This window comes from Spirillospora sp. NBC_01491, assembly GCF_036227065.1.
In the GTDB taxonomy this organism is placed as follows: Bacteria; Actinomycetota; Actinomycetes; order Streptosporangiales; family Streptosporangiaceae; genus Spirillospora; species Spirillospora xylanilytica.
Genome location: NZ_CP109432.1, coordinates 6,409,036 through 6,433,601, shown reverse-complemented (window position 1 = coordinate 6,433,601; position 24,566 = coordinate 6,409,036). Strand labels below are relative to the sequence as shown.

Sequence of the window (24,566 nt, the reverse complement as noted above, 5' to 3'; positions counted from 1 at the left end):
GGACGACCGCAGGATCAACGCCGATCTTGTGGGCGTCCCGCAGGCCGGGCGGACGGACGGCCGCGAGGCCGGAGGGCCGGACGGACGGACGGGACTGTCAGCCGCGGCGGCCGAGACGGCCGCGGACGCGTTCGCGGAAGCCGCGCTTGGGCGCGCGGGCCCGCACGGACCCGAAGATCAGCGTGCCGCCGATCTCGATCGTGGGGCCCTGGTCCGCCGGCCGGGTGCGCACGTCCCTGGTGGTGAGGACGGTGCGGCCGGTCACGTCTACCCGGACGCCCTCGGGCACCAGCAGCCGGACCCGGCCGCCGAGCAGCATCGTGTCGATCACGATGTGCCGCCGCTGGAGCACCGCCTCGCGCAGGTCGAGCTCGACCGTGCCGAACAGCGCCAGCACCGGCAGCTTCACCGGGACGACCCAGCGGCCCTCGCGCCGGGTGCGGCCGAAGAAGACCGAGACCGGCCGGTCGTCGACCAGGATCGGCTGCGACTCCTCGGGGCTGAGGTCGCCGGTCAGCCCGGTCAGCTCGCCGAGCGTGCGGGCCGCGTAGGCGTGCGAGATGCGCTCGGAGTGCTCGGCCATGCTCAGCCGTCCGTCCGCGAGGGCCTCGCCGAGCACGGCCACCACGCGTTCCCGGTCGGCGTCGGAGGCGCGCAGGTCGCGTACGCGCGTCGCCTTTTCCGCGGGCGGGCGCCGATCGGGCATTTCCACCCCTCAAGGTTAGCGGCCGGCACCGTCGTCGCGACGGGCGAGAATGGCGGCCGGACGGCCGTGCCCCCGTCCGGCCGTGATTGACCTGCGCGGCGAGTTGTCCCTACGCTGACGCGAATCTTCTTCACATTCTTCCGCAGCGCAGAGAGGGTGGATGCCTCATGGCCGAGGGCATCACCACGCGGGACCGTCAGGCGCGGTTCGCCACGTACGCCGGTTTCGCCATCCAGGGGCTGTGCTTCGCCTCGCTCGTCACCCAGGTCCCGCAGATCCAGAAGACCCACCATCTGAGCGACGCCACCCTGTCGCTGGTGCTGCTGATGGTGCCGCTGATCGCGGGCCTCGGCAGCGTCCTGTCGGGGTTCCTGTTCGCGCGCGTGGGCAGCGGCCCGGTGCTGCGGGTGGCGCAGCCCGGCGTCGCGGTCACCATCATCCTGATCGGCCTGACCGGCGACAACGACCCCGCGCTGTACGGGGCGGTCGCGCTGTTCGGCCTGTTCGTCGGCGCGGTCGACGCCTCGATGAACGCCCAGGCGGTCGCCGTCGAGCGCCGCTACGGGGTCAGCCTGATCACCGGGTTCTACGCGATCTGGAGCGTCGCGGGCATCGCCGGCGGGCTGTGGGCCTCGCTGAGCAACAAGCTGGACCTGTCGCTGCTCACCGGGTTCGCGATCGCGGCGGTGATCGGCCTGGCCGCCTCGCTGGTGACCGGCCGCCGGCTGTACCGCCGGGACGAGGAGGGCGACGGCCCGACCGCCGCCGAGCTCAAGGCCGCCGGACGGCACGTCCCATGGCGCCCGATCCTGGTGGTGGGCGCGGCGATGGCCGTGGCCTACCTCGCCGACTCGGCGATCTCCAGCTACGGCGCCAAGTACCTGGATGACGAGCTGGCCGGCAGCGACTGGATCGCGCCGCTCGGCTACGTCGCCTACCAGGTCGCGATGGTGATCAGCCGCGCGGTGGCCGACCTCGGGGTACGCCGCTCGGGCGCGGTGCAGGTGGTCCGGCTCGGCGGGCTGGTCGGCATCATCGGCATGATCGGCGTGGTCGCGGCGCCGAACGCGGCGCTGGCCATCGCGGCGTTCGCGGTCGCCGGCCTCGGGCTGAGCGTGATCGCGCCGGTGGCGTTCTCCGCCGCCGGACGGGTCGACCCGACCGGGCTCGGGGTCGCGGTGGCCCGGGTGAACATCTTCAACTACGTCGGGTTCGTCCTCGGCGCGGCCGTGGTCGGGGCCATCGCGCCGGTCAGCGACACGCATGGGCTGCGGCTGGCCTTCATCGTGCCGACGGTGCTGATCCTGGTCGTGTTCTTCACCGCCAAGGGCTTCGCGCCCGCCCCCGTGCCTGGTACCCGCGTGAACGTCCCGGTGGCGGAGCGTCCCACCGCCTGACCGCGTCCCACCGCCCGGCCGTGCCGCGGCCCGGCCGTGCCGCGGCACGACGCGGCGCGCCCGCCTCCCGGGCCCTGAAGGACGGGCGCCGGGCGGGCGGGCGCGGGGTCAGACGTTCTCCTCCAGGGCGCTGACGGCCTTCTCACCCGCGCTCTGCGCCTCCTCCGGCGTCAGATCCTTGAGGGCCTGGGCCAGCGCGACCTCCGCGGCGTCGGCGGCGGCGCGGGCGGTCACCGCGTGTTCCTGCGCCCGATCCAGGTCGCCGAGCCCGACGCAGTCGAAGGCCACCTGCCCGTCGTGAACGGCCATCTTGAGCTGCCGTGCGGCCTCGTCCAGACTCATTCCGTACCTCCTACACCGGGGAACGTTCCCCTACCCCTGGGCACGGTGGGTAATCACCGTGCCCAGGAGCTCGGCGGCCTGCGCGAGGCGGGCCTCGCCGAGCCGGGCGTACCCGAGCACCAGCGCGGGCGGCGCGTGGGCGGACCGCGCGCCCGACCACATCGGCGCGGCGCCCGCCACGGCCACGCCCGCCTTCGCCGCGTCGGTGACCACCCGGCGCTCGTCGCAGCCCGGCGGCAGTTCCACGTAGAGGTGGATGCCCGCCGCGACGCCGTGGACCACGGCATCGGGGATGTGCGCGCGCAGCGCCTCGGCGAGCGCGTCGCGGCGCGACCTGTACTGCCGCCGCATCTGGCGCAGATGCCGGTCGTAGGTGCCGGACGCGAGGAACTCCGCCAGCGCGTACTGCTCCAGGACGGGCCCGCCGAGGTCGGTGCGGGAGCGGTGGGCGCGCAGCCGTTCGGCCACGCCCGGGGGGGCCACCACCCAGCCCAGCCGCAGCGCGGGGGCGAGCGACTTGCTCACCGAGCCGAGCAGCACCACCCGCTCGGGATCGACGCCCTGGAGGCAGCCCACCGGCTCGCGGTCGTAGCGGAACTCGGCGTCGTAGTCGTCCTCCAGCACCAGGCCGTCGACGTCGCGCGCCCAGGCGATCAGCGCGGCCCGGCGGGCGGGCGACAGGACGACGCCGGTCGGGTACTGGTGTGCGGGCGTGACCAGGACCGCGCGGGCCCCGGTGCGGGCCAGCGCCGCGACGTCCAGGCCCTCGGAGTCGACCGGGACGTGGGCCAGCCGGACGCCGGCGGCGTCGAGCATCGGGAACTGCCGGTCGCTGGTCGGGTCCTCGACGGCGAGCAGCCGGTGCCCGTCGCCGGCGAGCTGCCGCACCAGGACCGACAGCCCCTGCGCCACCCCGTTCATGATCACGATCTGCCCGGCCCCGGCGTGCGCGGCGCGGACCCGGCGCAGGTACCCGGCCAGCTCGGCACGGAGCGCGCCGGCGCCGCCCGGGTCGGGGTAGGCGAGCGCCTCGTTCGGGAGCGTCCGCAGGACCGCGCGGACCGCGGTCAGCCACCGGCCGCGCGGGAACGCGGCGAGGTCGGGGGCGCCCGGCCACAGGTCGAGGTGGAAGCCGCCGGGCGGGCCCCCAGGCGATAACCCGGACGGGTGCCCGGACGGGCCCCCGGACGGGTCGGGGCTGCCGGGGGGACGCTCCGTCCCGGCCCGCGGGGGCGCCGGTTCGTCCGGACGGGCCAGCGGCGCGACCCGGGTGCCGTCGCCGCGCCGGGACAGCAGGAACCCCTCGGCGACGAGCTGCTCGTACGCCGCGACCACGACGCCCCGCGAGACGTCCAGGTCGCGGGACAGGTCGCGGCTGGACGGCAGCCGGGTCCCCGCGGCCAGCCGGCCGGACCTGACGGCCGCGCGGAGACCTGCGGCGATCTGCGCGGCGAGCCGGCCGGCCGCGCGGTCGAGAGGGAGATGGAGATCGGTCACATCAGGTCAGCGCTGCGAGGGGCGGCGGGCGTCACAGACCACGCATTGGTCCACAGAAGGGACGAGTCATTGGCTCTGTCCCAGAGACCAAGCCGCTCATAGCGTTCGCTGTCATGACCCGCCCCACGAACCCCCGCGGAACGCTCGGCGCCGCGACCGCGATGACCTGCGTCGGATCGCTCACCGCCGTCTCCGCGACCATCGCCGGCTACCCCGTCTTCGGCGGCCAGGCCGTCCGCTACGCGGTGGCCGCGCTGATCCTCTTCCTCGTCGCCCGCTTCGCCGCCCGGGACGGCCGCCGGACCCGGCCCACGCCGCGCGAGTGGGCGTACCTGACCGCGCTGGCGGCGACCGGGCTGGTGGCGTTCAACGTGTGCATCGTGCTGGCGACCCGCGACACCGGCCCGGCCACCATCGGCACGGTGATCGCGACGGTCCCGATCGTGATGGCGCTGGCCGGGCCGCTGCTGGAACGCCGCCGTCCCGCCCCGGCGGTGGTCGTGTCGGCGTGCGTGGTGACCGCCGGAGCGGCACTGGCGAACGGGCTCGGCGGGGGCACCGCGCGCGGGCTGCTGCTGTCGCTCGGCGCGCTCGGGGGCGAGGTGTGCTTCTCCCTGCTGGCGGTGCCGGTGCTGCCGCGGCTCGGCCCGCTGCGGGTGTCGGCCTACTCCGCCGCGATCGCGGCCCCGATGCTGCTGGTCACGGGCCTCGTCGCCGACGGGCGGGGGGTGCTGCGCGTCCCGACCGGCCCCGAGTTCGCCGGGCTGGCCTACCTGTCGGTGGTCGTCACCTCCATCGCGTTCCTGATCTGGTACGACGCGCTCGGACGGCTCGGGGCGGACCGCGCGGGGCTGTTCGCGGGCCTGATCCCGGTGAGCGCGGTGGCCACCACCATGGCGCTCGGCCTCGGCCGTCCGAGCGCCGCCGACCTCGCGGGCGCGGGACTCGTGGCCGCAGGGGTGGTGATCGGCGTCCGCTCGCCCCGTCCGGCGGCGGCACCCGCGCCCGAGCCCGTACCCGAGCCCGTGGAGGCGGGCGCGCCGGAGGGAGGTCGTACCCTGTAGGGCGGCCCCATCGGATGACGCGCGAGGATCTGCCAGAGATGCCTGAGTTCTCCTACACCGACCTGCTGCCGCTCGGCCCCGACGACACCGAGTACCGGCTGCTCACCGCCGACGGCGTGTCCACGTTCGACGCGAACGGCCGGACGTTCCTCCAGGTCGAGCCGGAGGCGCTGCGGCTGCTGACCGAGACCGCGATGCGCGACATCTCGCACCTGCTGCGGCCCGCGCACCTGGCCCAGCTCCGCAGGATCCTGGACGACCCGGAGGCCAGCCCGAACGACCGGTTCGTGGCGCTCGACCTGCTGAAGAACGCGGGCATCGCCTCCGGCGGCGTGCTGCCGATGTGCCAGGACACTGGCACCGCGATCGTGATGGGCAAGCGCGGCCAGCACGTGCTGACCGACGGCCGCGACGAGGAGCACGTCTCGCGCGGCGTGTACGACGCCTACACCAAGCTCAACCTGCGCTACTCGCAGATGGCGCCGGTCACGATGTGGGACGAGAAGAACACCGGCGACAACCTCCCGGCCCAGGTCGAGCTGTACGCCGCTCCCGGCGACGCGTACAAGTTCCTGTTCATGGCCAAGGGCGGCGGCAGCGCCAACAAGTCGTTCCTCTACCAGGAGACCAAGGCCGTCCTGAACCCCAAGCGGATGCTGGCCTTCCTCGAAGAGAAGATCCGCTCGCTCGGCACCGCGGCCTGCCCGCCGTACCACCTGGCGATCGTGGTGGGCGGCACGTCCGCCGAGTACGCGATGAAGACGGCCAAGTACGCCTCCGCGCACTACCTCGACGGGCTGCCGGCCGAGGGGTCGCCGCTCGGCCACGGGTTCCGCGACGTCGAACTGGAGGGGCAGGTGTTCGAACTGACGCAGCGGCTCGGCATCGGCGCGCAGTTCGGCGGCAAGTACTTCTGCCACGACGTGCGGGTGATCCGGCTGCCCCGGCACGGCGCGTCCTGCCCGGTGGCGATCGCGGTGTCGTGCAGCGCCGACCGGCAGGCCGTCGCCAAGATCACCGCCGAGGGCGTGTTCCTGGAGCGGCTGGAGACCGACCCGGCCCGGTACCTGCCCGAGACCACCGAGGAGCACCTCGACGACGCGGTGGTGCGGGTCGACCTCAACCGGCCGATGGACGAGATCCGCGCCGAGCTGACCCGGTACCCGGTGAAGACCCGGCTGTCGCTGACCGGCCCGCTGGTGGTGGCCCGCGACATCGCGCACGCCAAGATCAAGGAGCGGCTGGACGCGGGCGAGGCGATGCCCCGGTACCTGCGCGACCACGCGGTCTACTACGCCGGGCCGGCCAAGACGCCCGAGGGGTACGCGTCCGGGTCGTTCGGGCCGACCACGGCCGGGCGGATGGACTCCTACGTCGAGCAGTTCCAGGCGGCCGGCGGCTCGCTGGTCATGCTGGCCAAGGGCAACCGGTCGCAGCAGGTCACCGACGCCTGCAAGGCGCACGGCGGCTTCTACCTCGGCTCGATCGGCGGCCCCGCCGCGCGGCTCGCGCAGGACTGCATCAAGAAGGTCGAGGTGCTGGAGTACGCCGAGCTCGGCATGGAGGCGGTGTGGCGGATCGAGGTCGAGGACTTCCCCGCCTTCATCGTCGTGGACGACAAGGGAGACGACTTCTTCGCCGACACCAGCGGCCCGGTGCTGACGATCGGTCGGCGATAACGGACCGACTAGCACCAATAGGTCACAGTATTAAACCTAAATCCAAGTTGGTGCCTTGGTCTCCCGGATGACCACATGTTCACTCCGGTATCTTTTCGGCCATGTCTCAGTCAGAGCGCCTCGTGCTCGCGACGCGCTACCGGCTGGTCTCCGAGATAGGCCAGGGTGCCAACGGCACCGTGTGGAGAGGGCATGACGACCTCCTCGACCGCCCGGTGGCGATCAAGGAACTGCGGCTCCCCGAGGACCTGACCGAGGCCGACCGGGTCGTCTTCTACCGCCGTACCCTCCGCGAGGCGCGCGCGCCGGCGCAGCTGCGCACGCACTCCATCGTCGAGGTGTACGACGTGGTGATCGAGCAGGGGCGGCCCTGGATCGTGATGGAGCTGATCGAGGCGCCCAGCATCGAGCAGCTCATCGAGGAGTCCGGCCGGCTCCCGCCCGACCGCGTCGCGCACATCGGGCGCAAGCTGCTGGACGCCCTCGCGGTCGCGCACCGCGCCGGGATCGTGCACCGCGACCTCAAGCCGAGCAACGTGCTGCTGGACGGCGACCGGGTGGTGCTCACCGACTTCGGGCTGGCGTTCTCGTCCGGCTCGGTGAGCCTGACCAAGACCGGGCACTTCATGGGGTCGCCCGCCTACGTGGCCCCCGAGGTCGCGGCCGGCGACACCGCCACCCCGCGCTCGGACCTGTGGTCGCTCGGCGCGACCCTGTACGCGGCGCTCGAGGGACGGCCTCCGTTCGAACGTGACAACGTGATGGCCACCCTCAGCGCGCTCGCCAACGAGTCGCCGCCGGCACCGCAGAACGCAGGGGCGCTCGGGCCCGTCATCACCGGGCTGCTGGAGAAGAACCCGACCCGCCGGCTCAGCCACGCCCGCGCGGTCGACCGGCTCGAGCGGGCGATGTCGGGGCCGCGCTCCGGGCGGCGCCCGGCGACGCCGCAGCTCCGGATGGCCGCCGTGATCGCGCTCATCTGCGCCACCGTCGCGTCCTGCGGGATCGGTGCCACCGCACTGATCGTCGGGATGACCCGGGAGAGCCCCGGGCCCTCCCCCACCGGCGGCTCCGTCCGCCAGGCCGCCACCGCCCCCGCGTCCGCCGCACCGCCCGCGGGCACCGAGACCAGCACGCTGACGGTCCGGGCCCGCACCGCCGACTGCAAGATATTCGTGTCGGTGCCCGGCGCGGCGACCAACGTGCTGAGCGACGAGACCCTGACCAGGGGCGACGCCCGCACCTACGACCAGGTCCGGCTCAACGCGGTGATCTACGACGGCGCGGCCTGCGACGTCTGGGTCAACGGCAAGCCGAGACCGGTAGGCCCGGCCGGCGAGCGCAAGACCTACACCGTGCGGCGGACCGCCGGGCGCTGAGCGGCGGCGGGGGAATGCGCGGGCCGCCCGCGGGGCTGCCATCAGGGCAGGGTTACATTCGTGGCGGAGGTGGCTTCTCATGACCGAGCAGGAGTTCCGGGTCGAGCACGACTCCATGGGCGAGGTGCGGGTCCCGGCGGCGGCCAAGTGGCGGGCCCAGACGCAGCGGGCGGTGCAGAACTTCCCGATCTCGGGACGGCCGCTCGAACCCGCGCACATCGCCGCGCTCGGCCAGATCAAGGCCGCCGCGGCGACCGTCAACGCCGAGCTCGGCGTGCTCGACAAGGACCTGGCCGGGGCCGTGGCCGAGGCGGCGCTGGAGGTCGCGGCGGGCCGCTGGACGGCGGAGTTCCCGATCGACGTGTTCCAGACCGGGTCGGGGACCTCGTCCAACATGAACGCCAACGAGGTCGTCGCGACGCTGGCGCAGGAGCGGCTGGGCCACCCGGTGCATCCGAACGACCACGTCAACGCCTCGCAGTCGTCCAACGACGTGTTCCCGTCCTCGATCCACATCGCGGCCACCGGGGCCGTCCTGAACGATCTGATCCCCGCGCTGCGGCACCTGGAGGGCGCGCTCACCCGCAAGTCGGTCGAGTTCGCCGCTGTGGTGAAGTCGGGCCGCACCCACCTGATGGACGCCACGCCGGTGACGCTGGGCCAGGAGTTCGGCGGGTACGCGGCGCAGGTCCGCTACGGCGTCGAACGGCTCCAGGCCGTCCTGCCGCGGCTGGCCGAACTGCCACTCGGCGGCACCGCGGTCGGCACCGGGATCAACACGCCGGACGGTTTCGCCGCCCGCGTCATCGGCGAGATCGCCCGCGCCACCGGGCTGCCGCTGACCGAGGCCCGCGACCACTTCGAGGCGCAGGGCGCCCGGGACGGCCTGGTCGAGGCCAGCGGCGCGCTGCGCACCATCGCGGTCGGCCTCAACAAGATCGCCAACGACCTGCGCTGGATGGGCTCGGGCCCGCGGGCCGGGCTGGCCGAGATCCGGCTGCCCGACCTCCAGCCCGGTTCCTCGATCATGCCGGGCAAGGTCAACCCGGTGATCCCCGAGGCGGTGACGCAGGTCGCCGCGCAGGTCATCGGGAACGACGCGGCGATCGCGTTCGGCGGCGCGGCCGGCAGCTTCGAGCTCAACGTGATGCTGCCGATGCTGGCCCGCAACCTGCTGGAGTCGATCAGCCTGCTGACCGGGGTGTCCCGGCTGCTGGCCGACCGCTGCGTGGCGGGGATCGAGGCCGACGAGGCGCGGATGCGCGAATACGCCGAGTCGTCGCCCGCGATCGTGACGCCGCTGAACCGGCACCTCGGGTACGAGGAGGCCGCCCAGATCGCCAAGCAGGCCCTCAAGGAGCGCAAGACCATCCGGCAGGTCGTCCTGGAGCGCGGTCACGTGGAGCGCGGCACCCTGACCGTCGAGCAGCTCGACGCCGCCCTTGACGTCCTCGCCATGACCGGCCACCGCCCCGCCTGAGGGCTGTGTCCCCAACACCCCCGGCCCGGCATCCTCGCCTGGCGGCTGTGTCCCCAACACCCCCGGCCCGGCATCCTCGCCTGGCGGCTCGGACGCCGACCGTGCTTGGGCGAGCGCGGCATCGCTTCGCGATCTGGCCGGTGGGGCTCGCCTTCGGCTTCGCCTCACCGGCCAGGTATCGCGCTCGCGCGACGGCTGCGGCACGTTGAAGCACTACTAGTACCAGCCGGCCGACCTGAAGTGGCTCCAGGCGCCGCAGGGCGTGCCGAAGCGGTGCTTGATGTAGCGCAGGCCCCAGCGGATCTGGGTGCGCGGGTTGGAGCGCCAGTCGGGCCCGGCGCTGGCCATCTTGGAACCGGGCAGCGCCTGCGGAATGCCGTGGGCGCCGGTCGCGCCGTTGCGGGCGCGCTCGTTCCATCCGCTCTCCCGGGCCCACAGCCGCTCCAGGCAGCCGAACTGCCGGGCCGAGCGCCAGCGGTACCGGGGCATCATCGCGCGGGCGGTGAGCTTGTTGCGGCGCGCGCGACCCCAGGCGCGCCGTTTCGCGGCGCCCGCCCGGTACCGCCGCCCTTCGTGGACGCGCGCGGTTCCGGTGGACGCTCGCCGGACGTCGGTGATCTGGGTGCGTGCGGCTCCGTCCAGCCCCGCCTGAGCGGGTGAGGCCGCTGCCGGTACGCAGACCAGAGCGGCGGACAGCCCGAGGGCGATGGCACGGAAGCCGTTGCGTATGTGATCGGACACGCCGGGTAGCGTGCTCGCGATCCGGGGCCTTTAGTCGCCCCGTCCGGGCATCATGTGCCGGCGCTTTGCCGATCCCTTGCGTCCCGATGCCGTTCCGGGCGGACGCGGCACCATTCCAGGCAGACGAAGAGGGGCGGGCCGACAGCCCGCCCCTCCCTCCCGGGGAACCCGGGTGCGTCTCACTACCGGCCGGCTCAGTACCAGCCGACGGACTCGGAGTGCGACCACGCCTTGCACGGGGTGCCGTAGCGGTCCTTGATGTAGCCGAGGCCCCACTTGATCTGGGTGCGGGCGCTGGTGCGCCAGTCGGAGCCGGCGCTGGCCATCTTGGAACCGGGCAGCGCCTGCGGGATCCCGTACGCGCCGGAGGAGGGGTTGGCGGCGTTGCTGCGCCAGCCGCTCTCCTTGTTCCAGAGCTTCACCAGGCAGCCGAACTCGCCCTCGCCGCCGAAGCCGAAGCTCGGCAGCATGCCCTTGGCGATCTGCTGCGCCTCGCCGGCTGGGACCGGGTCGCTCACCGGGGCGCCACCGCCGCCGCCCGTACCGGGCGTGGGCTTGTCCTCGGGCTTCTTGGTCGGGATCGGGGTGCCCTTGGGCCGCAGCACCGGCTTCTTGGTGCTGGTGCCCTTGCGCGCCGCCCGGGACGCGCGGTCGAGCGCCTTCTTGCGGCGCTCGGTCTCCATCACCTTGGGATCGACGGGCGGCGCCGCCACCGCGGCGTCGGCCAGCGGGGCGGACTGCACGGTGGTCTTGCCGCCGTCCTTGCCACCGGAGTCCCCGGTGAAGGCGAACGCCGCGACCGCACCACCGCCGACCACGACGGCCGCGCCGGTCACGACCACGGCGACCTTGACGCCGGTGCGGCGGGTCGCGCCGCCAGAGCGGCCCGAGCCGCCCGGAGTCGCGGAACCGCCGCCGCCGGCACGGCGCGGGGCACGGGACCGGGAGCCACCACCCGAACGGCGTGAACGGCCCGCTCGCGCCGGACGGGACGGACCGGACGGGGAACCGCTGGAGATCTCGTCATGGGCCTCGGCGGGGCCGTCAGGGCCCGCCGGGCCCATCTGGTCCATCGCGCCGGGCTGCGGCGACCCTGCGGGGAAAGCGGGGAAGGAGGCGGTGCCGCCCTGGGCGGGGCCCTCGGCGGGACCGCCGGCGAACGGACCACCGGCGACCTTGACGTCGTCCTCTGGCCGAGCCGCGGGCATCAGCGGCTCCTGGGAGTCAAAGCTCTGTCGATCGTCTCGCCTAGGGGACCCGTGATGGTCTCCGAACAAGGCGGTCCTTCCGACGGTCGCACGCGCATGGACGCGCATGCGAGCTGGTTCCACCCCTGGACCGGCCACCGCCCGGCTGTGGACGGTCCCGGACCTGGAGGGCGTCGCGCCGGCCGGACGTCGTTCAGGGGTGCCCGGCGGACCCGCACCGCTCTGGGGGTGCTTACGAGGACACACAATGCCCGAGTCGGAGGGATGGTCCGCAACCTGAACGAGACAATTGTTCGCGATGGGGCTGTTGTTACCGTGACGAGAACAATGCCCAATCTGCGATGAGACCTGGGATTCCTTGCCATTCCGGCCAGGTTTGTGACTTTCGCCACACTCGCACCCAGTGAGGTTTGATGATCACAGTGCGTGCGGGCTCTTTACGCCCTGAGCGGAAACGCCCCGGCGTCCGGCCATAGAACCGGCCGGATCCCCGGGGCGCCGCGCGCGGCCCGGGCCCGCACCGGGGCCCGGGCCGCGCTCAGAACGCACTCAGAACACGTGTCAGCCGCCGACGTCGCCGAGCATGTCGGTGACCAGGGCCGCGATCGGCGAACGCTCCGACCGGGTCAGCGTCACATGCGCGAACAGCGGATGCCCCTTGAGCCGCTCGACCACCGCGGCGACGCCGTCGTGCCGGCCGACCCGGAGGTTGTCACGCTGCGCCACGTCGTGGGTGAGCACGACGCGCGAGCCGGACCCGATCCGCGACAGGACGGTCAGCAGCACGCCCCGCTCCAGCGACTGCGCCTCGTCGACGATGACGAACGCGTCGTGCAGCGACCGTCCGCGGATGTGGGTGAGCGGCAGCACCTCCAACATGCCACGCTCCAAAACCTCGTCGATCACTTCCGGCGAGGACACCGCGGACAGCGTGTCGTAGACGGCCTGGGCCCACGGCGACATCTTCTCGTTCTCGGACCCGGGCAGGTAGCCGAGCTCCTGCCCGCCGACCGCGTACAGCGGCCGGAACACCACGACCTTGCGGTGCCGGCGGCGCTCCAGCACCGCCTCCAGGCCCGCGCACAGCGCCAGGGCGGACTTACCGGTGCCGGCCCGGCCGCCGAGCGAGACGATGCCGATGTCCTCGTCCATGAGCAGGTCGAGCGCGATCCGCTGCTCGGCGGACCGGCCGCGCAGCCCGAAGACCTCACGGTCGCCGCGGACCAGCCGCACCGACTTGTCGGGCTGCACCCGGCCGAGCGCCGAGCCGCGCTCCGACAGCAGCCGCAGGCCGGTGTGGCAGGGCAGCTCGCGCGCCTCGTCCAGCTCGGACCGGCCGCCGTCGTACAGCTCCTCGATGTCGCCCGCCGGGACCTCCAGCTCGCGGATGCCGGTCCAGCCGGACTCGACCACCGCCAGCTCGGCCCGGTACTCCTCGGCCGTCAGCCCCACCGCGGACGCCTTCACCCGCATCGGCAGGTCCTTGGAGACCAGCACCACGTCGCGGCCCTCGGCGGCGAGCCAGGCCGCCACCGACAGGATCCTGGTGTCGTTGTCGCCGAGCCGGAACCCGTCGGGCAGGACGGACGGGTCGGCGTGGTTGAGCTCCACCCTGAGCGTGCCGCCCTGCTCTCCGAGCGGCAGGGCCTCGTCCAGCCGGCCGTGCTCCAGCCGGAGGTCGTCCAGCGTGCGCAGGGCCTGCCGGGCGAAGTAGCCGAGCTCCGGATGGTGCCGCTTGGCCTCGAGTTCGGAGATGACGACGATGGGGAGTACGACCTCGTGCTCGGCGAACCGGGTCATCGCCCCGGGATCGGCGAGCAGAACGCTGGTGTCGAGGACGTACGTGCGCCGGTCCGGAACAGGCGTTCCGGAGAGGATCCCAGGGGCGGGACGGCGCGCGGAGGTTGTGGCCACTCGATCTCCCTGATGCTGAGGGAACTGCCGGTGGCGCCGCAGTCCGCCCCCATCCGGCCGCGGACCCCGTGACGGGGGCGGCCTGGGGCGGTGATCAGGAGATCGTCAGGTACCGAAGCGCCGGTGCCGCGCGGCATAGGAGCGGATCGCCCGGAGGAAGTCGACCTTGCGGAAGTCCGGCCAGTGGACCTCGCAGAAGTAGAACTCCGAGTGGGCGCTCTGCCAGAGCATGAAGCCGGAGAGACGCTGCTCCCCCGACGTTCGGATGACCAGTTCCGGGTCCGGCTGGCCGCGCGTGTAGAGATGCTCCGCGATGTGCTCGACGTCGAGGACCTCGGCGAGTTCCTCGATGCTGGTGCCACGACTCGCCTGCTCGATGAGCAGAGAGCGCACCGCATCAGCGATCTCACGCCTACCTCCATACCCAACGGCGACGTTCACAATCAGGCCGGGGGCATCGGATGTCGCTTCCGCGGCATCTTTAAGGACTCGGGCGGTTTTGTCGGGGAGGAGGTCGAGCGCGCCCACCGGCTTGACGTGCCAGCCGTCGGTGGCGAGCCGGGTGACGGTGTTCTCGATGATCTCCAGCAGCGGTTCCAGCTCGTTGGCGGCCCGGTTGAGGTTGTCGGTGGACAGCAGCCAGAGCGTGACCACCTCGACCCTGGCCTCGGTGCACCAGTGCAGCAGCTCGGTGATCTTGTCGGCGCCGGCCCGGTGCCCGGTGTTGACGTCGGCCAGCCCGAGTGACCTGGCCCAGCGCCGGTTGCCGTCCAGGATGACGCCGACGTGCCGCGGGGTGATGTCGGTCGGCAGGGACGCCTCGACCCGGCGCTCGTACATCCGGTAGGCGACGTCGCGGACCGCCCCGTACGGCTTGCTGCGGCGGATCGCGGAGGTCAGGCCCCCGCCTCCGGACGGGTCACGGCGTACCCCGTCACGCCGCGAGCCGCGAGCCATCCCACTGCGCCGAACCCCCATGCGGGCTTCCCTTCGAGCGACCGTCCCTGACGGGAACGACCGCCTAATTATGGCCCGGCCGGGACACTTCTCCCACCGATATGGTCAGGTCCGCACTACCCGGACGGTGACCGGATACGCACCGCCCGGCCGGTGTCCACTTCCGGCCGGCGGCTACCGGCCGTGGTGGTCGCGGTAGCCGGCACCGGCCCGCTCGGCCTCGGCGAGGACCTCGGCGAGGAATCCGGCCAGCTCGGACGAGGTGAGCACCGCGCGGACGCCGCGTCCGCCCGCGCCCCAGGCGTCGAGCACCGCCCGCCGCGCCACCCGCCAGCTCCCCGAGGCCGACTGCTGCGGGCCGACCCACATCGACGAGGTGCGCAGGGCGCAGCGCAGTTCGCCGGTGCTCACCAGGTCGCCGCGGTCGCGGTAGCGGAACGCGAACAGCTCGGGCTCGCGCGCCGCGCCGCCGTGCTGGGGGTCGGGGAAGCGGTCGTCGGGATCGGGCCACCGGGTCGCCTGCGGCGAGCTCTCGGCCCTGGCCTCGGCGACCCGCCCGGCGAGCCCGGCCAGGAAGTAGCCGCAGCGCTCCCCCACCGAGCCGAACGAGTCGCCGTCCCGGCGCAGCTCCAGCGTCACCTCGAACGGGTTGCCGCCCCGGTCGACGGAGGCGACCGGCACGACCGCCAGGGACGAGCCGTCCAGGCAGCGCAGGCCCCTCACCCGGGGCCCGCCTCCTCGGCGGCACCGGCGTCCGTGCGGCCCGGTCGGGCCCAATCTGCCATGCATGGCACATTAGGCCAGGTCAACACCATGATCACACCCACGGGTGCTTGTGATCACGTAATACTCCGGGCCCGGGGTCAGGGCGTCGGGCCGGCGGCGCGGGCGCGCTCGACGTACTCCAGGGCGGTGCGCAGCTCGCCGAGCCACTCGTCGGTGTTGGTGCCGACCAGCCGCACGCACCAGGCCAGCGCGTCGCTGCGGCTGCGGGCGACGCCGGCGTCGACGAGGGTGTCCAGGACGCGGCGCTCGGGCTGGCGCAGCCGGGTCATCACCGGCACCGACAGCGTGGTGAACATCTCGCGCTGGTCGCCGCACGCGCCGCCCCAGGAGACCTTGTGGCCGAACCGGTGCTCGGCCTCGCGCGCGATGGCGATGCGCTGGTCGCGGGTGTCCTCGCGGAAGCGCTGGATGTGGCCGGCCAGCACGGCATTCCGCTCGGCCGGCGAGACGTCCCCGGTCGCGGCGGGCTCGGGCAGGCGGCCGACGACGCTGACCTCTTCGCGGTCGAGGACGACGTCCGGCGGGCCCTCGAACCAGCCTTCGGGAAGCCGGCCGGAGAACCAGCCACGGATCTGCTCCACCGCTTCGGTCGTAGTCATGTAATCAAAATTACAGCCTGCCCGCGCCCCTGAGAAGTCCCGGCCCGAATTGACAGTCCGAATCTTTTGAGAGTTACTTTCATTAGAAATTATCACTCAAAGGATGGCGACTCCCATGAGCGTTCCGGACAACCGGCGGTGGTGGGGCCTGGGCGCGCTCGCGTTCGCCCTGCTGGCCCTCGGGTTCGACATGACGATCCTGAACGTGGCGCTCACCACGCTCTCCGAAGACCTGCACGCGAGCACCAGCCAGCTCCAGTGGATCGTCGACGCGTACGTGCTGGTGTTCGCGGCCCTGCTGCTGCCCGCCGGGCTGCTCGGCGACCGGTTCGGCCGCAAGCGGCTGCTGCTGGCGGGCATGGTGATCTTCGGGGCGGCGTCCCTCGGCGGCGCGCTGGCGGACGGTCCCGGTGGGATCATCGTCGCCCGCGCGGTGATGGGCATCGGCGCGGCGATCATCACGCCGCTGTCGATGTCGCTGCTCCCGGCGGTGTTCCCGCCCGAGGAGCGGACCCGGGCGGTGGCGGTCTGGTCGGCCGCGATGGCCCTCGGGCTGCCGCTCGGCCCGCTGCTCGGCGGCTGGCTGCTCGAGCACTTCTGGTGGGGCTCGATCTTCCTGATCAACGTCCCGGTGGTCGCGATCGCCGCTGTCGCGGTCGCGTTCCTGCTGCCCGAATCGCGCGACCCGTCCGCGCCCCGGGTGGACTGGCCGGGCTCGGTGCTGTCGATGGGCGGGCTGGCCGGGCTGGTGTACGGGGTGACCGAGGGCCCGGCGCGGGGCTGGACCGACCCGGTGGTACCGGGCGCGATCGCCGGCGGACTGGTCCTGCTGGCCTGCTTCGTGGGGTGGGAACGGCGCATGGACCAACCGATGATGGACGTCGGCCTGTTCCGCGACCGCACGTTCCTGTGGGCGGTCGCCGCGGGCGTCCTCGGAACGCTGGTGATGTCGGGGACGCTGTTCGTGCTCCCGCAGTACCTCCAGGTCATCCAGGGGAACAGCGTGTTCGGCACCGGCCTGCGGCTGATCCCGATGCTGCTGGGGCTGATGGCCGGCGGCCTCGCGACCGACCGGCTGTCGGCCCGGACCGGCAACAAGGCGATCACCGTCGCCGGGCTGTTCGTCCTGGCCGCGGGGCTCGGCATCGGGGCGCTGACCGGCGTCGGCGACTCCTACACGTTCACCGGCGCGTGGCTCGGCGTGCTCGGGCTCGGCATCGGCCTGACCATGGTCCCGGCGATGGACACGGTGCTGGGGACACTGCCCGAGAACCAGATGGGGCGGGGGTCGGGCCTGGTCCAGACGCTGCGGCAGACGGGCGGCGCGCTCGGCATCGCGGGCCTCGGCAGCCTGCTGTCGTCGATCTACCGCGACCGGCTCGAGACCGGCAGCCTGCCGGGGACGGGCACGGGCGGCGCCGCCGGCGAGGCGGCGAACGCGGCGGCGGAAACGGCGCGCGGCTCGCTCGGCGGGGCCGCCGCCGTCGCGGGACGGCTGGGCGACGGCGCGCTGATGGCCTCCGCCCGGGACGCCTACGTCGGCGGGATGGGCGCCACGCTGACGGCGTGCGCGGTCGCGGCGCTGGCCACGGCTGTGCTCGTCTGGGTCTTCGCACCCGGACGGCGGACGGAGCGTGCGGCACCCGCCGGGGATGGCAGAGAATCGATCCATGAGCACGCCGCTTCCTGAGCAGCCCATCGAACGTCTGCACGACCGCCTGGCGCGGCTGCCGCTGCGGGAGCGTAAGAAGCTGAAGACCCGGAGGGCGATCCAGCACCACGCCCTCCGGCTCTTCGACGCCCAGGGCTACGACGCGACCACCGTGGAGCAGATCGCCGACGCCGCCGAGATCTCGCCGAGCACGTTCTTCCGCTACTTCCCCACCAAGGAGGACGTGGTGATCACCGACGAGTGGGATCCGATCATGGCCGAGGTGCTCCGCGGCCAGCCCCCCGGACTCAGCGCGATCGAGGCGCTGCGCGCGACGTTCCGTGAGCTGTTCCCCCAGATGTTCGAGCTGGACCTGGAGGCGATCACGATCCGGGTCCGGCTCACCGCGACGGAGCCCGCGCTGCGCGCCCGCACGTTCATCTCGCTGCGCGAGGGCACCCACCTGGTGCTGCGGGAGATCCTCGCCGAGCGGGTCGGCCGGCCGGAGGACGATTCCGACGTGGAAACGTTCACCTGGGCGGTGCTGGGCGTGCTCCAGTCGGCCATGTACGCGTGGGTGGCCGCTTATCCGGCCCTCGACCTTTCGGAACTGGTCGACCACAACCTGGAGTTCCTCGGCGCCGGCTGCCCCCTCTGACGCCCGGAGGGACGGCCTGAGCGGACGGGCCGGGCCGGGCGAGGGTCAGCCGGCGATCCCGGCGGCGTGCCGCGGGTTGACCCGGACGGCGCCCTTCATGTTGCGCGTGTAGACGTTCTGGATCTGCACGACGGTGCCGCGGCGCGGGGCGGCGAGCATCTTGCCCTTGCCCAGGTAGAGCGCGATGTGCGAGATGTAGCCGGGCGCGGTCGGGTCGTTCGCCCAGATGAGCATGTCGCCGGGCTGCGCCTTGGAGTAGGGCACCACCCATCCGGCGCGGGCCTGGTCGGCGGCCACCCGGGGGAGCTTGATGCCCGCGCGGGCGAACGCGTACTGCATCAGGCCGGAGCAGTCGTAGCCGCCCTCGGCCTCGGACTCCCCGCCCCACACGTAGGGCCAGCCGAGCCGGCTGTAGGCGGCGCGGATCACCGTCTGGACCTGCTGGGCGGTCATCACCTGGCCGCGCGCGGCGGGCGGGGTCTTGCCGGTTCCGGTTCCGGCTCCGGCTCCGCCTCCGGTCGCGGGGGCGTCGATCTCGGGATTGACCTCGACGGCCTTGGCGCCCTTGGGCAGCACCTTGCGGAGCTTCTTGACGAACTCGGCGGGCCGGGTCTTCGGCACACTGATCAGCAGCGCGTTCGAGGTGGGCATGCCGAGCGCCTGCGCGGCGGTATGCGAGATCACCGCGTCCACATCGCCGACGCCCATCGTGGCGTACGCGCCGACGCGCAGCTCGGACTGCCGGTCCTTGCCGCCGACCGGGATGCGGCTGCCGAGCTGGACGCCGCCGTCGCTGCCCATGGTGAAGGAGATGGCCACGTCGCCGCCCGCCACGTTGCGCCACAGCGCGTCGGACTGGGCGGTGGGCTTGGGCGTGTAGTTGCGGAAGGTGGACGGGTCGACGCCCAGCAGGCCGACCCGCTTGCCCGCGACCATGCCCTGCACGGCGTCGACGACCTCGACGCCCTGCACCCCCTTGGCCTTGCGGATCCGCCCGGCCAGGTCGGCGGGCAGCGCGGACGGCGCGGCCACCATGACGTGCGGGGTGAGGCGCTTGCCGAGCGGCGCCACCGCGGCCGGCGAGAGCTGGGTGCTGCCGGATGCGGCCACGAACCGGGCCCGTTTGTCGGGCGTGGCCTGGGGCGGCGTCGCGGGCGGCCCGGATTCGCGCGCCACCAGCACCGCCACGTTGACCGACAGCGTGGTCAGCACCGAAACGCCGATGATCGTCGGAAGCACCCGGCGGTTCGGCTTGCGCACGGCAACACTCCACTCGTTGTTCGGCCTGTCCGCTTGCACGACTTCGACCGAGATGCTCGATCATCGTCCAAATACCCGACGCGTCAGGGGCCACCCCGGTTTACCGGGCTGATTTCAGTCAGCGGCCCCTCAGCTACTCATTGGTAACACCAGCGACCCGGGGAGATCAAGGTCACAGCGCCACAAAGTAGACTTCCGCTCCAATTACTCGCGCCCTACTCGGCCAGCTCGCGAGTGAGGCCGGCCGGGGTCGTGACCGGCAATCGGCAGGTGAAGCCGCGGCAGACGTAAGCCGCCGGGGCGCCGTCGACCGGCCCGCGTCCGTCCAGCAGCGGGACACCGGCGGCGCCGGGCGCGCCGACGCTCACCACCGCTCCGGGACTCACCGCCATCAGCGCGGTGCGGTGCAGGGCCCGAGTGCGCTCGTCGCCCGGCTCGCCGACGATGGCGATCTCCAGCGGCCCGCTCGCGTACGCCTCGGCGCCCGCCAGGCCCCAGCCGGCGAACCGGGCGTGCTCGGCGGCCAGCAGCGTGGCGGGGGCGAGCGCCGTGCCCGCCGCCTCCCGGTGCGGGATCGAGCCGGTCAGCGCCGCGTACGACAGCAGCGCCCCGGCCGCGGCGAACTGGCCGGACGGGGTCGCGTTGTCGGTCGGGTCCTGCGGGCGCCGGAACAGGCGTTCAGCATCGTCGGCCGTGTCGTAGAAGCCGCCGGCGCCGTCGCCGAACCGTTCGAGCACGGTGTCGAGCAGCGCCCCTGCCAGGTGCACGTGTTCGGCGTCGCCGGTCACGCTGTGCAGGGCCAGCAGCCCCTCGGACACGTCGGCGTAGTCCTCCAAAACACCCGTGTTCGCCCCAGCGGACCCGTCGCGCGACGTCCTGACGAGCCGGCCGCCATGGGCGTGGAGGTCGGCGATGAGCGCGGCGACCTCTTCCGCTGCGGCGACGAGGTCCGGACGGTCGAAAAGGGCTCCGCACTCTGCGAGCGCCGCAACCGCCAGCCCGTTCCAGGCGGCCACCACCTTGTCGTCTCGCGCGGGCGGCACCCGCTCAGCACGGGACGCGAGGAGCGCCCCACGGACGCGCTCATAGCGTTCGAGGTCTTCAGGGTCGCGCAGGAGTTGCAGGACGGAACTGCCGTGTTCGAACGTCCCCGCATCGGTCACCTCGAAGAGACTGGCCGCATAGGCGCCGTCCTCCTCGCCGAGTACGTTCCGCAGCTCCTCGGGCGTCCAGACGTAGTACCTGCCCTCCACGCCCTCGCTGTCGGCGTCGAGGGCCGACGCCAGCCCGCCCTGCGGCGTGCGGAGGTCGCGCAGCATCCAGTCGCACGTCTCCAGCGCGATCCGGCGCGCGAACGGGTCGCCGGTCAGCCGCCACCAGTGCGCGTACACCCTGGCCAGCAGCGCGTTGTCGTACAGCATCTTCTCGAAGTGCGGGACGACCCACGACGCGTCCACCGAGTACCGGGCGAAGCCGCCGCCGAGCTGGTCGTACATGCCGCCGCGCGCCATCGCCCCGAGGGTGTGGCCCGCCATCGTGAGCGCCTCGGGATCCTGCGTGCGCGCGTGGTGCCGCAGGAGGAACTCCAGCGCCATCGACGGCGGGAACTTGGGCGCGCCCCCGAACCCGCCGCGCGCGGCGTCGTACGAGCCCGCCAGCGCCTTCACGGCACCGGCCAGGAGGTCCACCCCCGGCGGTTCCGACCCGCCGCTCAACGCGGGCGCGCGTGAGGTGAGCGCCGCGACGATCTGCTGCCCCTGGCCGTCCACCTCGTCGCGCTGGTCGGTCCACGCCTTCCCTACGGCGCGCAGCAGCGTCTGGAACTGCGGCCTGGGGAAATAGGTACCGCAGTAGAACGGGTGGCCGTCCGGCGTCATGAACACCGTCATCGGCCAGCCGCCCTGGCCCGTCATGGCCTGCGTGGCCTCCATGTAGACGGCGTCGATGTCGGGCCGTTCCTCGCGGTCGACCTTGACGCTGACGAACAGCTCGTTCATCAGCCGCGCGGTCTCGCCGTCCTCGAACGACTCGTGCGCCATCACGTGGCACCAGTGGCAGGCCGCGTATCCGACCGACAGCAGGACGGGCACGTCCCTGCGTCTCGCCTCGGCGAAGGCCGCGTCGCTCCACTCCCACCAGTCCACCGGGTTGCCGGCGTGCTGGAGCAGGTACGGGCTCGTCGCGTCCTTGAGGCGGTTCATGCCCCCGATCCTGCCCGATCGGGGGCACCGCTCACCCCTTCGCGGCCAGGTCGGCGAGAGCGGACTCGATGGCGCGGTGGAACGTCGGGTATGCGTAGATCATCTCGCGCAGCCCGGCGATGGGCGCCTCGGCGTGCACGGCGACGGCGAGGGCGCCGAGGACCTCGCCGCCCGCCGGTCCCATCGCGGTGGCGCCGACCAGCACGCCCCACTCGACGTCCTCGACGAGCTTGACGAACCCGTCGTTGCCGGCCTTGTGGATCCAGCCGCGGGCCGTCTCGGGGATCCGCGCGAACCCGGTCCGGACGGGCAGGTTCTGGTCGCGGGCCTGCGCCTCGGTGAGGCCGACCACGCCGACCTCCGGGTCGGTGAACGTCACGCGCGGCACGGCCCGGTAGGCGGCGCGCGGCCCCTCCTCGCCCAGGATGTCGCGGACGGCGACGCGGCTCTGGTACATCGAGACGTGCGTGAACGCGCCCATGCCGGTGATGTCGCCGATCGCCCAGAGGCCCTCGGCCGCACGCAGCCGCCCGTCCACCTCGATCGTCCGCGCGGTGTCGTCCAGCCCGGCGGCGGCCAGGCCCAGGGCCTTGAAGTCGGTGCGGCGGCCCGTCGCGACCAGCAGGCGGTCGCCGGTCAGCTTCTCGTCGCCCACGCGCAGGGCGAACACGCCGTCCTCATGGGCGGCCCCGGTCACCTTCGCGCCCGTCCGGACCGTGATCCCCTCGCGTTCGAAGACCTCCGCGAGGAGCGCGCCCACCTCCGGCTCCTCCCGGGCGAGCAGCCGGTCGCCGGCCTCCACGATCGTGACGCGGCTGCCGAACCGGGCGAAGACCTGCGCCATCTCCACGCCGACCGCGCCGCCGCCGAGCACCAGCAGCGACCCGGGCACCTCGGCCGCCCGGACCGCCTCCCGGTTCGTCCAGTACGGGGTGCCGGCGAGCCCGTCGATCGGGGGCGCGGCAGGGTCGGTCCCGGTGCCGAGCAGCACGCCGCGGGACGCCCGGAACACCCGCTCGCCCACGGTGACCTCGCGGGGCGCGGTGATCCGCCCGCGGCCCCGCACGAGGGTGACGCCGCGGCCGGTGAGCCGGTCGGCGGCGACGGTGTCGTCCCAGTCGCCGGTCGCCTCCTCCCGGATCCGCGCGGCGACCGGCCCCCAGTCGGGTCGCACGTCGGCCCCGCCCGCCATCCCCGGGACGCGGCGGCCATCGGCCAGCAGTCCGGCGGCGCGGACCATCATCTTGGTCGGCACGCACGCGTAGTAGGGGCATTCACCGCCGACCAGGCGCGACTCCACGCCGACGACCGACAACCCCGCCTCGGCCAGCCGCCCGGCGGCCTCCTCGCCCCCGGGGCCGAGCCCGATCACCACGACATCGACGTCTTCAGCCATGACCTCAGCCTGCCCCGCCTGATCACCCGCATACCCTCAGCGGCGCCGCCGGGGCAGCGGGACGACGTCCAGGTCGTGCGCGAGGACGGTGTCGCCGTCGAACGCGGCGGCGGCCTGCTCCAGGAAGCGCGGCTCGTCGCCCGCCCGGTACCGCTCGGAGAAGTGGGTCAGGACGAGACGCCGCACGCCGCTCTCCGCCGCGATCCCCGCCGCCTGCCGCGCGGTGAGGTGGCCGTACTCCTCGGCCATGCCCGCCTCCTCGTCCAGGAAGGTGGACTCGACGACCAGCAGGTCGACGCCCTCGGCCAGTTCACGGGCACCGTCGCACAGCCGCGTGTCCATGATGAACGCGACCTTCTGGCCCGGCCGGTGGACGCCGCACTCCTCCAGGGTGACCGTCCGCCCGTCCGGGGTGGTCACGCGCCCGTCCTCCAGGAGCCGCCGTACGAGCGGCCCTCTGACACCACGGGCCTCCAGCTCGGCGGGCACCATCGTCACGCCGTCGGGCTCCTCCAACCGGTAGCCGTACGCCTCTACCGGGTGCGACAGCCGCTGAGCGGTCAAGCTGAACGGGGCGCCTCCTGTGGGGAGGACCATCCGTTCACCCGAGAGGGGCTGATCCCGGATCACATCGGTGCCGCGGGACGCGGTGGCGTGCCGGAGCCGTTCCCAGTAGGCCGCGCCGCTAGCGGGGAACGCGGCGTTCACCTTGTGCTGTACGCCGTCCCGCGCGATCCGCTGCACCACCCCCGGGACGCCTAGGCAGTGGTCCCCATGGAAGTGCGTCACGCAGACCCAGTTCACGTCGTTCGCAGAGACTCCGGCGTGGGCCATCTGCCGCTGCGTCCCCTCGCCGGGGTCGAACAGCAGGCCGTACCCGTCCCAGCGCAGCAGGTATCCGTTCTGGTTGCGGGCCTTGGTGGGCACCGCGCTGGCGGTGCCGAGGACGACGAGTTCGCGAACCGACATCCCCCCATGGTGCCGTCCCGCCGGTGGGAGCGGCCCTCCCCGCGGACCGAACCGAACGCTATTCTGGCGCGGGCGCGCCGATCAGAGGAGAGCCATGGGCAGCAAGCGGGACAAGATCAAGATGAGCCCGGCGGAGGTCGGCGCGTTCCTCGCCGACAGCTTCAAGGTCCAGGTCGCGACCGTCGGCAAGGAGGGCGAGCCGCACCTGGTCACGATGTTCTACACGCTGCTGGACGGCCGGATCGCCTTCTCCACCTACAAGGCGTCCCAGAAGGTGCTGAACCTGCGCCGCGACCCCACCATGACCTGCCTGGTCGAGGACGGCTCGGAGTACGGCGAGCTGCGCGGCGTCGCGCTGTACGGCAAGGGCCGCGTCATCGAGGACCCGGACGTCCGGCTCAAGGTCGGCGCCGTGGTCGGCTCCCGCCTCGCCGGGCTGCCGGTCCCCGAGCTCGGCGCCCCGCTCGACCCCGCGTTCGCCGCGGGCATCGAGCAGGCGATGGCCAAGCGGGTCCTGATCGTGATGGAGCCCGACCGCACCGTGAGCTGGGACCACCGCAAGGCCTGACCACCGCAAGGTGTCTCGCCCGGGTCGCGGCCGTCCTGCACCCCGGCAGCCGGCACCTGCACGGCCGCCCCTCGGCCGTCCACGACCACCCGCCCCGGGACCTCCCGGCCAAGC

21 protein-coding genes are annotated in these 24,566 nt (G+C 73.1%); 8 read left to right on the top strand and 13 right to left on the bottom strand.

The window, feature by feature from the left end; translation table 11 throughout:
- Positions 1-97 precede the first annotated feature (97 nt).
- Complete coding sequence (locus OHA34_RS29890; protein ID WP_285938613.1) at positions 98-706, bottom strand: DUF1707 SHOCT-like domain-containing protein; 609 nt, start codon at positions 704-706, stop codon at positions 98-100.
- Positions 707-873: 167 nt separating this feature from the next.
- On the opposite strand from OHA34_RS29890, the gene OHA34_RS29885 reads away from it, so the two are divergent.
- Positions 874-2,103, top strand: coding sequence for an MFS transporter (locus OHA34_RS29885; protein ID WP_285938040.1), 1,230 nt, complete (start codon positions 874-876; stop codon positions 2,101-2,103).
- Positions 2,104-2,211: 108 nt separating this feature from the next.
- On the opposite strand, the gene OHA34_RS29880 is transcribed toward OHA34_RS29885, so the two are convergent.
- Both OHA34_RS29880 and pdxR read right to left on the bottom strand, forming a co-directional pair.
- The gene (locus OHA34_RS29880) at positions 2,212-2,445 is read right to left on the bottom strand and encodes a hypothetical protein (protein WP_285938041.1); all 234 of its coding nucleotides are present in this window, start codon (positions 2,443-2,445) and stop codon (positions 2,212-2,214) included.
- A gap of 30 nt (positions 2,446-2,475) precedes the next feature.
- Positions 2,476-3,942: a MocR-like pyridoxine biosynthesis transcription factor PdxR gene (gene pdxR / locus OHA34_RS29875; RefSeq protein WP_329519583.1), complete on the bottom strand. Its 1,467-nt coding sequence runs from the start codon at positions 3,940-3,942 to the stop codon at positions 2,476-2,478.
- Between the two features lie 113 nt (positions 3,943-4,055).
- On the opposite strand from pdxR, the gene OHA34_RS29870 reads away from it, so the two are divergent.
- The 4 genes from OHA34_RS29870 to OHA34_RS29855 all read left to right on the top strand — a co-directional run bounded on the left by OHA34_RS29870 (position 4,056) and on the right by OHA34_RS29855 (position 9,544).
- Positions 4,056-5,006: a DMT family transporter gene (locus OHA34_RS29870; RefSeq protein ID WP_329519582.1), complete on the top strand. Its 951-nt coding sequence runs from the start codon at positions 4,056-4,058 to the stop codon at positions 5,004-5,006.
- Between the two features lie 38 nt (positions 5,007-5,044).
- Complete coding sequence (locus tag OHA34_RS29865) at positions 5,045-6,685, top strand: fumarate hydratase (protein WP_329519581.1); 1,641 nt, start codon at positions 5,045-5,047, stop codon at positions 6,683-6,685.
- A gap of 101 nt (positions 6,686-6,786) precedes the next feature.
- Complete coding sequence (locus OHA34_RS29860) at positions 6,787-8,064, top strand: serine/threonine-protein kinase (protein WP_285938045.1); 1,278 nt, start codon at positions 6,787-6,789, stop codon at positions 8,062-8,064.
- A 79-nt stretch (positions 8,065-8,143) separates the two neighbouring features.
- Positions 8,144-9,544, top strand: a complete 1,401-nt coding sequence (locus OHA34_RS29855) for a class II fumarate hydratase (RefSeq protein ID WP_329519580.1) — start codon at positions 8,144-8,146, stop codon at positions 9,542-9,544.
- 216 nt (positions 9,545-9,760) lie between these two features.
- Here OHA34_RS29855 and OHA34_RS29850 read toward each other — a convergent pair whose 3' ends face one another.
- The 6 genes from OHA34_RS29850 to OHA34_RS29825 all read right to left on the bottom strand — a co-directional run bounded on the left by OHA34_RS29850 (position 9,761) and on the right by OHA34_RS29825 (position 15,749).
- Positions 9,761-10,285, bottom strand: coding sequence for a lytic transglycosylase domain-containing protein (locus OHA34_RS29850; protein ID WP_329519579.1), 525 nt, complete (start codon positions 10,283-10,285; stop codon positions 9,761-9,763).
- 194 nt (positions 10,286-10,479) lie between these two features.
- A complete protein-coding gene (locus OHA34_RS29845) occupies positions 10,480-11,493 on the bottom strand; it encodes a lytic transglycosylase domain-containing protein (RefSeq protein ID WP_329519578.1) in 1,014 nt (337 codons plus the stop codon).
- A gap of 561 nt (positions 11,494-12,054) precedes the next feature.
- Positions 12,055-13,371, bottom strand: coding sequence for a PhoH family protein (locus OHA34_RS29840; protein ID WP_285938614.1), 1,317 nt, complete (start codon positions 13,369-13,371; stop codon positions 12,055-12,057).
- Between the two features lie 141 nt (positions 13,372-13,512).
- Positions 13,513-14,385, bottom strand: a complete 873-nt coding sequence (locus tag OHA34_RS29835) for an isoprenyl transferase (protein ID WP_285938049.1) — start codon at positions 14,383-14,385, stop codon at positions 13,513-13,515.
- Between the two features lie 153 nt (positions 14,386-14,538).
- Positions 14,539-15,087 carry a hypothetical protein gene (locus OHA34_RS29830; protein WP_285938050.1) on the bottom strand — a complete coding sequence of 183 codons (549 nt, stop codon included), beginning with the start codon at positions 15,085-15,087 and terminating at the stop codon, positions 14,539-14,541.
- Positions 15,088-15,227: 140 nt separating this feature from the next.
- On the bottom strand, positions 15,228-15,749 hold the full coding sequence (locus OHA34_RS29825; RefSeq protein ID WP_329519577.1) for a hypothetical protein: 522 nt from the start codon (positions 15,747-15,749) through the stop codon (positions 15,228-15,230).
- A 115-nt stretch (positions 15,750-15,864) separates the two neighbouring features.
- Between OHA34_RS29825 and OHA34_RS29820 the strand changes: the two genes are divergently transcribed.
- Both OHA34_RS29820 and OHA34_RS29815 read left to right on the top strand, forming a co-directional pair.
- On the top strand, positions 15,865-17,439 hold the full coding sequence (locus OHA34_RS29820; protein ID WP_329519576.1) for an MFS transporter: 1,575 nt from the start codon (positions 15,865-15,867) through the stop codon (positions 17,437-17,439).
- Positions 17,420-18,058 (top strand): acyl-CoA-like ligand-binding transcription factor, encoded by a 639-nt coding sequence (locus OHA34_RS29815; RefSeq protein ID WP_329519575.1) that lies wholly within the window; start codon positions 17,420-17,422, stop codon positions 18,056-18,058. Before OHA34_RS29820 ends, OHA34_RS29815 begins: the two co-directional genes overlap by 20 nt.
- A gap of 45 nt (positions 18,059-18,103) precedes the next feature.
- On the opposite strand, the gene OHA34_RS29810 is transcribed toward OHA34_RS29815, so the two are convergent.
- From OHA34_RS29810 to OHA34_RS29795, 4 genes are all read right to left on the bottom strand, one after another.
- On the bottom strand, positions 18,104-19,318 hold the full coding sequence (locus OHA34_RS29810) for a C40 family peptidase (RefSeq protein ID WP_285938054.1): 1,215 nt from the start codon (positions 19,316-19,318) through the stop codon (positions 18,104-18,106).
- 215 nt (positions 19,319-19,533) lie between these two features.
- On the bottom strand, positions 19,534-21,519 hold the full coding sequence (locus OHA34_RS29805) for a thioredoxin domain-containing protein (protein ID WP_329519574.1): 1,986 nt from the start codon (positions 21,517-21,519) through the stop codon (positions 19,534-19,536).
- 31 nt (positions 21,520-21,550) lie between these two features.
- The gene (locus tag OHA34_RS29800; protein ID WP_329519573.1) at positions 21,551-22,915 is read right to left on the bottom strand and encodes a dihydrolipoyl dehydrogenase family protein; all 1,365 of its coding nucleotides are present in this window, start codon (positions 22,913-22,915) and stop codon (positions 21,551-21,553) included.
- A gap of 36 nt (positions 22,916-22,951) precedes the next feature.
- Positions 22,952-23,884 carry a ribonuclease Z gene (locus OHA34_RS29795; RefSeq protein ID WP_329519572.1) on the bottom strand — a complete coding sequence of 311 codons (933 nt, stop codon included), beginning with the start codon at positions 23,882-23,884 and terminating at the stop codon, positions 22,952-22,954.
- 94 nt (positions 23,885-23,978) lie between these two features.
- On the opposite strand from OHA34_RS29795, the gene OHA34_RS29790 reads away from it, so the two are divergent.
- Positions 23,979-24,452 carry a pyridoxamine 5'-phosphate oxidase family protein gene (locus tag OHA34_RS29790; protein ID WP_285938058.1) on the top strand — a complete coding sequence of 158 codons (474 nt, stop codon included), beginning with the start codon at positions 23,979-23,981 and terminating at the stop codon, positions 24,450-24,452.
- Positions 24,453-24,566 lie beyond the last annotated feature (114 nt).